Source organism: Bartonella sp. SL320 (assembly GCF_059687635.1).
Window position 1 is genome coordinate 1,209,155 of the sequence record NZ_CM185143.1, and the last position, 12,225, is coordinate 1,221,379.

General features: G+C 36.1%; 7 protein-coding genes and 1 tRNA gene. 5 read left to right on the forward strand and 3 right to left on the reverse strand.

The features are described from left to right. Positions 1-9: 9 nt before the first annotated feature. Together argS and AC6ER8_RS05025 are read left to right on the forward strand one after the other, a co-directional pair. A complete protein-coding gene (argS, locus tag AC6ER8_RS05020) occupies positions 10-1,767 on the forward strand; it encodes an arginine--tRNA ligase (protein WP_497077665.1) in 1,758 nt (585 codons plus the stop codon). A 150-nt stretch (positions 1,768-1,917) separates the two neighbouring features. Continuing rightward, the gene (locus tag AC6ER8_RS05025) at positions 1,918-4,353 is read left to right on the forward strand and encodes an SPOR domain-containing protein (RefSeq protein WP_497077666.1); all 2,436 of its coding nucleotides are present in this window, start codon (positions 1,918-1,920) and stop codon (positions 4,351-4,353) included. A gap of 192 nt (positions 4,354-4,545) precedes the next feature. On the opposite strand, the gene AC6ER8_RS05030 is transcribed toward AC6ER8_RS05025, so the two are convergent. Further along, positions 4,546-4,821: a hypothetical protein gene (locus AC6ER8_RS05030; RefSeq protein WP_497077667.1), complete on the reverse strand. Its 276-nt coding sequence runs from the start codon at positions 4,819-4,821 to the stop codon at positions 4,546-4,548. Between the two features lie 308 nt (positions 4,822-5,129). On the opposite strand from AC6ER8_RS05030, the gene AC6ER8_RS05035 reads away from it, so the two are divergent. Next, complete coding sequence (locus AC6ER8_RS05035; RefSeq protein WP_497077668.1) at positions 5,130-6,236, forward strand: branched-chain amino acid aminotransferase; 1,107 nt, start codon at positions 5,130-5,132, stop codon at positions 6,234-6,236. Between the two features lie 97 nt (positions 6,237-6,333). On the opposite strand, the gene glpX is transcribed toward AC6ER8_RS05035, so the two are convergent. Both glpX and AC6ER8_RS05045 read right to left on the reverse strand, forming a co-directional pair. Then, complete coding sequence (glpX, locus tag AC6ER8_RS05040) at positions 6,334-7,320, reverse strand: class II fructose-bisphosphatase (RefSeq protein WP_497077669.1); 987 nt, start codon at positions 7,318-7,320, stop codon at positions 6,334-6,336. A 134-nt stretch (positions 7,321-7,454) separates the two neighbouring features. Further along, positions 7,455-8,771 (reverse strand): homoserine dehydrogenase, encoded by a 1,317-nt coding sequence (locus tag AC6ER8_RS05045; protein ID WP_497077670.1) that lies wholly within the window; start codon positions 8,769-8,771, stop codon positions 7,455-7,457. 1,279 nt (positions 8,772-10,050) lie between these two features. Between AC6ER8_RS05045 and AC6ER8_RS05050 the strand changes: the two genes are divergently transcribed. Next, a tRNA-Glu gene (locus AC6ER8_RS05050) sits at positions 10,051-10,125 on the forward strand. Positions 10,126-10,909: 784 nt separating this feature from the next. Continuing rightward, positions 10,910-12,124: an NADP-dependent isocitrate dehydrogenase gene (locus AC6ER8_RS05055; RefSeq protein WP_497077671.1), complete on the forward strand. Its 1,215-nt coding sequence runs from the start codon at positions 10,910-10,912 to the stop codon at positions 12,122-12,124. Positions 12,125-12,225: the final 101 nt, after the last annotated feature.

Sequence of the window (12,225 nt, forward strand, 5' to 3'; positions counted from 1 at the left end):
AAGCTCAATATGAATATCTTTAAAAACTTTGAAAAAAAAATAAAAAAATCAATTGAATTATCCGATATAAAAGGAAAAAATGGAGAAGATCCAGATTTATCGAAAATCACCGTTGATCCCCCACGTGATTCCTCCCATGGTCATTTATCAACCAATGCTGCTATGGTGCTTGCAAAATCTATTGGGATGGGACCCCGTGCACTTGCAGATAAAATTATAGAGTTGCTTAAAAATGATTCCTCCATCGAGAATATTGATGTTGCCGGTCCTGGTTTTATAAATATCAAGCTTACAAAATTATTTTGGCAAGATGCTATAAAATCCATGCTTGAATTAGGCCTTTCTTATGGTCGTATCCCAATGGGAGAAGGCAAGCGCGTCAATGTTGAATATGTTTCAGCAAACCCAACAGGCCCCATGCATGTAGGACACTGTCGCGGAGCTGTTGTTGGAGACGTTCTTTCCAATTTGCTGCAATTTACAGGCTATAACATTACGAGAGAATATTATATCAATGATGCGGGTCAACAAATCGAAGTCCTCGCTCACTCCGTGCTGTTGCGCTATCGTGAAGCTCTTGGAGAAAAAATTGATGAAATCCCAGAAGGGTTCTATCCCGGAGAATACTTGATACCATTGGGTCAATCACTGGCTCAAGAGTTTGGTGAGCAACTCCTCACAATGGATAAAGATGAAGCCTTATCTCTCGTGAAAGAACGTGCCGTTCATGCAATGATGTCCATGATTCGTGAAGATTTGGCTGCTCTTAATATTTATCATGATATCTTTTTTTCTGAGCGAATGCTTTATGCCGATAACGCCCTTGCTATTCGTAATACTATTAACGAACTTACCTTAAATGGTTATATCTACAAAGGAAAGCTCCCCCCTCCAAAAGGACAAAATATAGAAGATTGGGAACCAAGCGAACAAACTTTATTCCGTTCAACAAATGTTGGTGATGACCAAGACCGTGTTTTAGTCAAATCTGATGGTTCTTATACTTATTTTGCTGCAGATGTTGCCTATTTTCGGGATAAATTTAATCGTCATTTTGATGAAATGATTTATATTCTAGGCGCAGACCATGCTGGTTATGTAAAGCGGCTAGAAGCCATGGCAAAAGCAATTTCTGGGGATAAAGCCAAATTAAGTGTTTTCTTATGTCAGTTGGTCAAACTCTTTCGCAATGGTCAACCTGTACGCATGTCAAAAAGAGCAGGATCATTTGTTACTCTACGGGATGTTGTCGAGGAAGTTGGTCGTGATCCAGTGCGTTTTATGATGCTATATCGTAAATGTGAAGCACCTCTTGATTTTGATTTTACAAAAGTAACAGAGCAATCAAAAGATAACCCCATCTTTTATGTACAATATGCCAATGCACGGTGTCACTCAGTCTTTCGTCAAGCACAAGAAACACTTCATATTGAAAACTTTTCAAAGGACACATTGACCACCCATCTTCATCGACTAACAGATGATAATGAAATACTATTAATACGCAAACTTTCTGAATATCCGCGTATCATTGAACAAGCCGTCGTTCATAAAGAACCCCATAGATTAGCGTTTTATCTCTATGACCTTGCCTCTAACTTTCATACCCTTTGGAATAAAGGGAGTGAAGACTTTAATTTACGCTTTATTCAGCCTGATGATAAAGAATTATCCTTTGCAAGATTAGGACTGATACAAGCTGTTATCAATATTTTATCATCCGGACTTACCATCATAGGAGTTGAAGCACCAATAGAAATGCGTTGAAAAAGTTCTATAAATACATACAATAGATACTGTATTGATGAACTTTTTCATGTATCCTTGCATGAGAGGGGGAAAATTTATAATTTTAATTAACAAATCAAAGTTAACCATTGATTGCATGAAAATGCAAATCATCATGTGAGAAAAGCTATGAGCGATAACGATCGCAAAAATCCGCACGAAATAAAACACGATCATGAACACCATGATCCTTTAGAAAGACTTACGCGCATTTTTAATCCGAACAAACAAAGCGGAAACCGAAATGAGCAATCTTCTTCACAGACAGATCGATCAACATCTCATCCCGAAACATCATCCCATGATGATGATTTTGATTTGTCCTTTCTAGAAGCAGAACTTGAAAATAATCTAACGCATGACTTACCATTTGATGATCAAAATAAGCAATGGGACTTGCACGCAACCAGCAATGCACAAGCGTCAAATATTGCCCAAACTGCTTCTTTCAACCATGTGAAACAAAATAATTTATCTGAAGAGAAACATTCTTCATCACCCAGTCATGATGAAGAACAAATTTTAGATGCGCTTTCTCCACTACCAATCCAAAAGAATCAATCCTCTCAACAGAAAATGACAGCAATCGGTGCTGATCCTTTTTTTGAAAAAAGTAATCTTATTTCAAAATCAGAATCAGAAAACTTCTCCTTTGATAAATCTGAAAGACGCGAAAATAAGAAAGAGGAAAGAGAAGCTGCTGAACAAACTAATCGCTTCTCACAAACAATCTCACAACAGCCTGAGACTGCGAATATACAAAAAAATTATGATGATAATCAAAATTTCTACGACACTCCCATAAATCATCCCTATAAAATTTCAGCGGCTCAAGAAAATTGGACTGAAAAAAATTATACGGATGTCTCCTCTTCCTCAAAAGAAAATGATTTTTTCTCATCTTCCAACCTTGTGTCAGAAGAACAAAACACGACAAGAAGTCAAACAACAAGTAACTTCTCATCACCTTTGGATTCTACACACGTTGATAGACAGTCTGATTTAAAGGAACTTTCACAAGAGGATCATACAGCCAATTATCCCCACTTTTTTCAAGAAAGCCCCTCACAACAGGAAACTTATAGCGAAAAAGTTCCAACCTATAATGAAAATAATTTAGATGCGTTTCTTTCCGCGTCAGAACCTCTTGATACAAAACAAACAGATAGCTTTTTTGCCCATAACTATACACACAGAAATACCCCCCCTCCCAATGTTGATACTTATAAATTTTCAGAGGAAGTCGTAGAAAAAACTGGCTCTATTATGGTTCCGGAAGTCCCATATGAAGCTCCAGAATACGATGTACCAACGAGCGGTGGTCTAGAAGAAGAGTTTGCTGATGTCCTTAATGTTGGAAATGTTCCAACAGACAACTTTTTTCAAAAACAACAGAAAGATGAAGTTTTTCATCAAAGTATGCAAAATTCAAAAGAAGGTATTTATATAAACTCTAAAGAACAAAATGCCGACTATTTCTCTACCGCCAATATGGAATATAATTCTCCCTCTTTAAATGAGAATTCAACCCACATAGGATCGGACGGAGAGCTCACACATCACTCAACGCCTTCTCCCTTTAAAAACTCTATTTTTGGTAAATTTTTCATCAAAGGACTTTTTCTTCTTATTTTAGTAGCCGTTGGAGTTGCTGGTTATTCTCACTTTTTTATGTCCTCACAAAAAAATGAAGAAACGATCATTATCCATGCAGATAATACACCTTTTAAATTTAAACCAGAAACAACTGAAACGAAAAGTGATGTTGCCCATAATTTAGATATCTATAAACAAACAACAGAAGAAAATGAAAAACAAGAAAATACTCAAAAATTTCTTATTGATAACTCTGAACAACCCGAAAATTTAGAAGCATTAAATTCAGAACAACCTCAAAACTTCTCATCATCTTCTTCAAATGAATCTGATGTTGAAGATGCCGTCGCACAAGCCATTCATCATACTATTCCCACGCAAGAAGTACGAACAGTTATTGTTAACCCAGATGGTACAGTGACACTGTCTCCCGTGCATCAAACAGAAAGCAAAACTGTTGCTCAATCTGCAGAAACGATTGATCAAACCCCTGATGAAGTTCAAGAGCCATCTGTTATTTCCTCGCATGATTCTGATAACAACGCCCCCCAAATAGAATATGATCTCAAAAATAATATTGATAAAATAATCGCTGAAAATACTTCTAATGCGGATATCGAAGAAAAATTTATCCCAATACCTTCTCATGCCGAAAGAAATGCAGAAGTAGAAACGCACGCCGCCTCTCGTCCGACATCACAAAACAGAGTTACACCACAAAATTCAGAGAGTTATTATGTGCAACTTGCCTCTCAACCAACGCATGAGTTGGCTAGAGATTCTTTAAAAAATATGAGATCTAAATTTGGCTTCCTTATCGGATCTCGTCCTTTAAATATTCAACCGGCTTTTATACCGGGAAAAGGAACCTATTACCGTATTCGTATTCAAACACAGAATCGTAATGAAGCTATAAATCTTTGTGAAACCATTAAAAATTCTGGTGGAAGTTGCTTTATCACGCGCTAAACTAATCAATGCAACGGTTTTAACAACCGTTGCATGATTGATTTCAAGTCCATGTATTTCAAAAGCTTTTAATGATTTATCAAAAACTTTAGAAATTAAAATCATCTCTGTCTTTTTTGCTTATCTATTTGCTTATGATTTTATTCTTTAATTTACGTCGATTTTCACTTTAAGATTATGTTTACGAAAAAATCACTGTGTATCCTTATAGGTATAAGGCACAGGGGGAGGTGAATTTAAATCTTTTTGAGGTGTTGTTGTGGTCTGGCTTGTTTCTGGAGTATTATAGTGCGAACTGTGTTCAGGAGATTTTGCAAAAAAAGATCCTAAAAAACCAAAAATAAACCAGATAATAACGAGTGCAAGAAGAATAGCAAAAATACCCTTAGCAATTGAAACACGCTGTTCATGTTCTTTTCTTTCTTCTGCCATACGTTCTTCATATGTGTGATAATTTTTATCAATCATAGTGGATTCCTTTTCTCAATTCCCTTACCTTTAAATTTCTAGAAAATATGCATACATGAAATTATTCAGGCATTTATTTTGAGAAAACGATAAAGAGAGATAAAGGTTCCAGTTTGCTGCATAAAGTTGGAAAAAGAGACAAAAATAAAATTAAAATGTCTACCACAGCCTTTGAATTCTATAAGACTTCCCTTTGAACTCTATAATAAAACATTGACACAGAGGATTTGCTAATAATAGAGTTATGGTTAAAATATCTCATTATTTTTATTTAATAAAAAATAAAACAATCTCAAAAGGTTTTTCTTATGAAATCTCCCCTATCGTCACTTCCCTTTAAAATAGAACAGCACCCATCACCTCTATCAGAAGAAAAACGTGAAGAAATTCTAAAAAATCCTGGTTTTGGTCAATTTTTTACAGACCATATGTGTACTATTCGATGGACTGAAAACAAAGGTTGGCACAACGCCGTTATTTCTCAATACAAAGCGTTAGAAATTAACCCTGCAAGTACCGTTTTGCATTATGGACAGGAAGTTTTTGAGGGTTTAAAAGCATATCGTGCAAAAGATGGACGCATCTTGCTCTTTCGTCCTGATGCTAATGCACAACGGCTAATCGAGTCAGCACAACGATTAGCTATGCCAGCATTACCAAAAGATATTTTTCTAGATGCCGTTCATCAACTCGTGAAAATTGATCAAAAATGGGTTTCGGATTATCCTAATGCGAGCCTCTATATCCGTCCATTTATGTTTGGTAATGAAAACTTTTTGGGCGTTCGTCCTTCTCAAGATTACCTTTTTTGTATCATTGCCTCTCCAGTTGCATCCTATTTTAAAGGAGAAGAAAAACCTGTCAGCGTCTGGATTGAAACAGAGTATAGTCGTGCTGGTCCAGGAGGAACAGGTGCTGCCAAGTGTGGAGGCAACTATGCAGCCAGCTTGCTTGCACAAAAAATTGCAACTGAAAACAATTGTAGCCAAGTTCTCTTCCTTGATATGGTTGAACATAAATGGATTGAAGAACTTGGCGGTATGAATGTCTGCTTTATTATGGACAATAATACACTTATAACCCCTCCTCTTAATGGAACGATCCTTCCAGGAATAACGCGTCATTCAATTTTACAATTAGCTCAACAAATGGGTTTAACGATAGAAGAGCATCCTTATTCTTTTGCAACACTTCAAGAAGATGCAAAAAGTGGACATCTTAAAGAAGTCTTTGCTTGTGGTACAGCTGCTGTTGTTACCTCAATCGGTCGTTTTAGATATAAAGGCGGAGAATTTATTATCGGAAATGAAACGATTGGAGAAGTCACAAAACAACTTAAAACACAATTGGTTGGTCTTCAAAAAGGGAATATAGAAGACACAAATGGCTGGGTGCATTCTGTCCAGCTCTCATAATAAGACGATATTCTCATATCTACGCTTCCATGAATAACCTTCATGGAAGCGTATGCCCTAAAAGTCATCTTTTATTTTTTTAGAGATAACAAAAATATTAATCAAATTTTGAATGATCTCTATGCTGTGCTTTAATATTACGAACTGTCCCTGTATGAGAACGCATGACAAGCGTTTCCGTTTGAATGTAGCGAGGCGTGAATTTAACACCAGAAAGCATATTACCATCTGTCACCCCTGTTGCTGAGAACAAAACGTCACCCTTTGCCATTTCTTCCATTGTATAAACCTTATTGGGATTACTAATCCCCATTTTGGCTGCACGAGCAATTTTCTCTTCTGTATCAAGCAACAAACGCCCTTGCATCTGCCCTCCAATGCAGCGTAAAGCAGCAGATGCTAGAACGCCCTCTGGAGCTCCACCAATCCCCATATAGATATCAATACCTGTTTCTTCTGGATTCGTTGTATCAATAACGGCAGCAACATCTCCATCACCAATCAAGCGAATTGACGCTCCTGTCGTTCGCACTTCATCAATCAACTTTTCATGACGGGGTCTATCCATAATACAAACAGTCATCTGATTAACAGCCACTCCTTTAGCCTTTGCAAGAGCATGAATATTATCGGTAGGAGAAGCATCGATATCGACCACTCCCTTTGGATAACCAGGACCAATAGCAATTTTGTTCATATAAACATCAGGAGCATAAAGGAGGTTACCCTTTTCAGCAATTGCAACTACCGCCAAAGAATTGGCAAGATTTTTAGCACAAAGTGTTGTTCCTTCCAGTGGATCAAGTGCAATATCAATTGCCAGTCCACTTTGAAGACCTACTTTTTCTCCAATATAGAGCATAGGTGCTTCATCGCGCTCACCTTCACCAATCACCACTGTACCCTCAATAGGCAATCGATTAAGCTCTCGCCGCATTGCGTCCACAGCAGCTTGATCTGCCGCCTTTTCATCGCCACGTCCGCGCCAGCGTGCAGCAGCAACAGCAGCACGTTCAGTGACACGTACCAATTCAAGTGTCAAAATACGATCAAGTCCATTTAAAGTCTTCTGAGTTGTGGGCATATAAAAAATCCTACCGAATGAATACCAGAAAAATACAAGTCTTTATTAAGCTCTAAGAATAAAGCTTTTGACAAAGATGAAAACATTCCACAAGAGATAAAACTATTCAAGCTTGTCTTAATCAAGGTAAGTTATCAATTCTCTGCCATACGTTCAATACGAATGAATTGAGATTTTGCAACAAGAAGTCCATCTTTTGCAATTTCTGCAAGTGCCTGTCGTACATTCACTTCTGTGGTTTCATGCGTGATTAAAATAATTGTTTTTTCAATCTGATTTTCTACAAACGGTCTTTGAACAATCGACTCTAAAGAAATGTGATGATCAGCCATATGCCTTGCAACCGCTGCAAAAACACCAGCACGATCATGAACATTTAAACGAATAAAATACCCCCCTGCATGATTTGAAATGCGGGCTTTTGTATGAGGAGCAAGTTCTAATGCTGGACGTCTTAAAACAGGTGCATAGTAAAAACCAGAACGCGCTTTTGCTATATCAGCCAAATCACCAATAACGGCTGATGCTGTTGCCATCCCTCCAGCCCCAGGACCAGAAAACAGTAATTCACCTAACAAATCACTTTGAATAGAAAGAGCATTGGTTACACCATTGATCTGTGCAATCATTGAGGATGTTGGGACCATTGTTGGATGAACTCGTTGCTCTATTCCAGAATCCGTTTTTAATGCAACGCCTAAAAGCTTAATTCGATATCCCAACTCATCAGCCGCTCGGATATCAATTTGGGAAATATTATGAATTCCTTCAACATAAACATCATCTAACGAAACAGCTGTTCCAAATGCCAAACTTGTCAACAAAGCTAATTTATGAGCCGTATCATTTCCCTCAATATCAAAAGTTGGATCTGCTTCAGCATAGCCCAGTCTTTGTGCATCTGCTAAACAATCTTTAAATGAAAGACCTTCCGTAAACATGCGTGTTAATATATAATTACAGGTTCCATTGAGAATCCCATAAATCCGCGATATGTGATTACTTACAAGTGATTCTCTCATCGCTTTAATAACAGGAATTCCCCCTGCAACAGCGGCTTCAAAATGAAGAAAAACACCTTTTTGTTCCGCAAGTATAGCCAACTCTACCCCATGTCGAGCAAGAAGAGCTTTATTGGCAGTCACAACATGATGTCCTGCCTCAAGCGCCCGCTTAACAGCGGTATACACAATATCCAATTCACCACCAATTAACTCGACAAAAACATCAATCTCATCAAAGGCAGCCATCTCCACAGGTGAATCAAACCATCTTATATTACTAAGATCAATACCACGATTACGGCTTTTATCACGTGCACTCACAGCAACGACTTTGATAGATCGTCCGCATTGACAAGCTAAACTATTTTCTTTTTCACACAGAGCTCGAACAACTGAAGTACCAACCGTACCAAGTCCCGCAACGCCAACTTTTAAAGCTTCTGCCATTATCTAACCACTGATCCCTATCTTTAATTGAAAAACTATTTAAATGATTGTGCTTATCAACACAAAGAACACTGATACCCATCAGGACAAAAGAAATCCCCTGCTCTCTTCACTTTAATTTTTTCTAATAGAATTACCCTCATTTATTCAAGGAAAATTCCTAAAAATATAAATATTTATTTTTTTCAAAGATTTCATAATCTTTATAACAAAATGAATTAAGGATAAAAATCTGCAAAATTAATACAAGTTGCTATAAAAATTTGAAAAAAAAGCATTCTTTCATATGATATGTTACGAGAATGGATACAATAAAATAGATCAGTAGATAATACCACATTCCTTCCCACCATTATATAGCTTGAACGATCATTCTTTAATGCAAAAATGCAAACTCCCTAATGCTCTCCTCTATCAAAACAGAATCTTACATTTAAAGTAAAAAATAAAAACTCATGTATACACATATACACAACATCGTCCCGAGGCATTATAAATATGGAGAATAAATTTGTAAAATTCGAATATTTTACCTCAACTTATCTCTATCCCTAAAAAAAACAAACTGACATGACAAAAAACTAAATCAGCCCTTTACCTACACTGCTTTAATTTGCAAATAAATAATCTTTATTAATCGTTAAGAAAACAAATAAAGAGCTTTTAAATTTCCGACAGCCATGTCAAAGTGAAGTTGAGAAAAAATAATTTTTAAGATATTTCATAAAAGTTCTCTCAATATTTTTCATTTTTATCATTGTGGTTCTTTAATTTTGTTAACTGAAAAGAATCAATAGGTTATGCTTTAAAAGAAAACTTTTTTATGATTCGCCCTATTTGTTAGTATGCTCATAAATATTGGCTTTTACTTCATAAATGGTACTGTTTTTGCTTTATGATAAGCTCAAGTAAGCAGCCTTCTGTGTAGACGCTCTCTCAAGGTGAGTTAAACAACATTAACATGTGCTGGCATGAAACAAAAATGAGTAAAATATGCAAAAAATAAACATCTTTAAAATGCTATTATGATTGTTTTTACCTACACCTTCAAACTGAAAATGAACAATGTTATCATTCATTAAGTATAAATTTTTATATTAAAGTTTTCTCTATTCATCATGATAACTCTATATTTTTTTTACAAAAAATCTGAAAAAATAAAATGATCAAAACAAGAGACACACAAAAATTATTCAATAAAACACACTTTTTTTCAAAAAAATGCCTCAGAGGGCTTGCGCAGTAAAAAGATCCTCTCTATAAGCCTCATCATTGGTTCGCGCCCATCGTCTAGCGGTTAGGACATCGCCCTTTCACGGCGGAAACAGGGGTTCGATTCCCCTTGGGCGTACCATTCTTTATTTATATCTGTGTAATATATTGATTTTATTCGTATTTTTAAATATTAGGGATACCCGATAAAAATAAGGGAATAAGGTATAGATAATCTATCTGTAAAAAAGGTGCGAAAGTCATTGATGTGACTCATTTTTTTCTTTTTAAGAATAGCCCTTTGATTATGGGCACTTAACAGCAATAAAAATCAGAAAATTATAAATTAGTGTGCTCTCTCGTGACAGGGTAATCTTATGCGCCGTGTTCATACATAAGCTATTCGTTTTTAAATTAAAACCAGCCTGACTCTTTATGTATTCCCTTCAATGTTCAAAACTGAAGTTGCTCCAAAAACGCATTTCAGATGAATCATTCCCCATTACAGGACCGTTGTATCACATCTGTATCAGATTAAATTTTTCTATAAACAAACAGACCGTAATCTTAGAATTTAAAGAGCAATGCAAAAAATAGATTCTTACTCAGGCTAAGAAAGATAATTAAAAAATACAATCGACTTATCAAATAGTTAAATAAAAACTTTGATAATAGAAATGTATCCCCCTGTTTCCCAGAGACCTACTTACTTATCTATAAACAAACTTTTTATCAATTATACAATAACTACAGGTTTTCCAACACATTATTTCTTTTCAAAAATTCAATTCCTCAACAAAGTTTACACTCTATTGATCATATCTTCTAACATCCATATTTGTATGCTCTTTCCCTTTGTTTTTACTTTTCATTATAAACCTGAAAGTGCTATAAAGTAATATCACTGAAAAGAAAAAGGACTTCTAATGGCAAAGATCAAAGTAGAAAACCCCGTTGTTGAACTCGATGGGGATGAAATGACCCGTATCATCTGGAAATATATCAAAGATAAATTAATCCATCCCTATCTCGATATTGATCTCAAATATTATGATCTTTCGGTCGAGAACCGTGATGCAACCAATGATCAGGTAACAATCGATTCTGCCAATGCTATCAAAAAATATGGGGTTGGTATAAAATGTGCAACCATTACGCCTGATGAGGCTCGTGTTAAAGAATTTAACCTTAAAAAAATGTGGAAATCCCCCAATGGCACCATCCGCAATATTTTAGGAGGCGTTATTTTTCGCGAACCCATTATCTGTAAAAATGTCCCCCGCCTTGTTCCTAACTGGACAAAACCAATTATTATCGGACGTCATGCTTTTGGTGACCAGTATAAGGCTACAGACTTTAAGTTTCCAGGAAAAGGAAAAGTAAGTATTAAATTTGTCGGTGATGATAATCAAGTTATTGAGCATGAGGTTTTTGATGCCCCAAGCGCAGGGGTTACCATGGCGATGTATAATCTTGATGAATCAATTCGTGACTTTGCCCGCGCATCTTTTAATTATGGACTACAACGGAATGTTCCAGTTTATCTTTCAACAAAAAATACCATTCTAAAAACTTACGATGGTCGTTTTAAAGATATCTTTCAAGAAATATTCGATACAGAATTTAAGGAGGAGTTCGAAAATCGTAAATTACATTACGAACATCGCCTCATTGATGACATGGTTGCTTCTTCATTAAAATGGTCCGGTGGATACGTATGGGCATGTAAAAACTATGATGGTGATGTTCAATCTGATATTGTTGCTCAAGGCTTTGGTTCTCTTGGGCTTATGACTTCCGTTCTCATGACACCAGATGGTAAAATTGTTGAAGCAGAGGCCGCACACGGCACTGTAACACGCCATTATCGTCAGCATCAAAAAAATGAAGAAACCTCAACAAATTCTATTGCATCTATTTTTGCATGGACCCGTGGACTAGCGCACCGTGCCAAACTGGATAACAATGAGAAATTAAAAAACTTTGCCACAACATTGGAAGAAGTTTGTATTAAAACCGTTGAAGAAGGTTTTATGACTAAAGACCTTGCACTTTTGATTGGTCCGAAACAAAAATGGCTTTCTACAACAGGTTTTCTCGATAAAATTGATGAAAATCTCAAAAAAGCAATGGGCAATTAAGAAATAAATTAACTATAATTCAAAGCTCTGTTTAGAGCTTTGAATTTTTCTTGGAAAATTTAAAGAACTACTTTATAAGTAATAAAGAGAATAATTTTTTA

Bases quoted from the DNA above. Each gene is read 5' to 3' on its own strand.
- argS (WP_497077665.1), top strand. From the start codon at position 10: ATGAATATCTTTAAAAACTTTGAAAAAAAAATAAAAAAATCAATTGAA.
- AC6ER8_RS05025 (WP_497077666.1), top strand. From the start codon at position 1,918: ATGAGCGATAACGATCGCAAAAATCCGCACGAAATAAAACACGATCAT.
- AC6ER8_RS05030 (WP_497077667.1), bottom strand. From the start codon at position 4,821: ATGATTGATAAAAATTATCACACATATGAAGAACGTATGGCAGAAGAA.
- AC6ER8_RS05035 (WP_497077668.1), top strand. From the start codon at position 5,130: ATGAAATCTCCCCTATCGTCACTTCCCTTTAAAATAGAACAGCACCCA.
- glpX (WP_497077669.1), bottom strand. From the start codon at position 7,320: ATGCCCACAACTCAGAAGACTTTAAATGGACTTGATCGTATTTTGACA.
- AC6ER8_RS05045 (WP_497077670.1), bottom strand. From the start codon at position 8,771: ATGGCAGAAGCTTTAAAAGTTGGCGTTGCGGGACTTGGTACGGTTGGT.
- AC6ER8_RS05055 (WP_497077671.1), top strand. From the start codon at position 10,910: ATGGCAAAGATCAAAGTAGAAAACCCCGTTGTTGAACTCGATGGGGAT.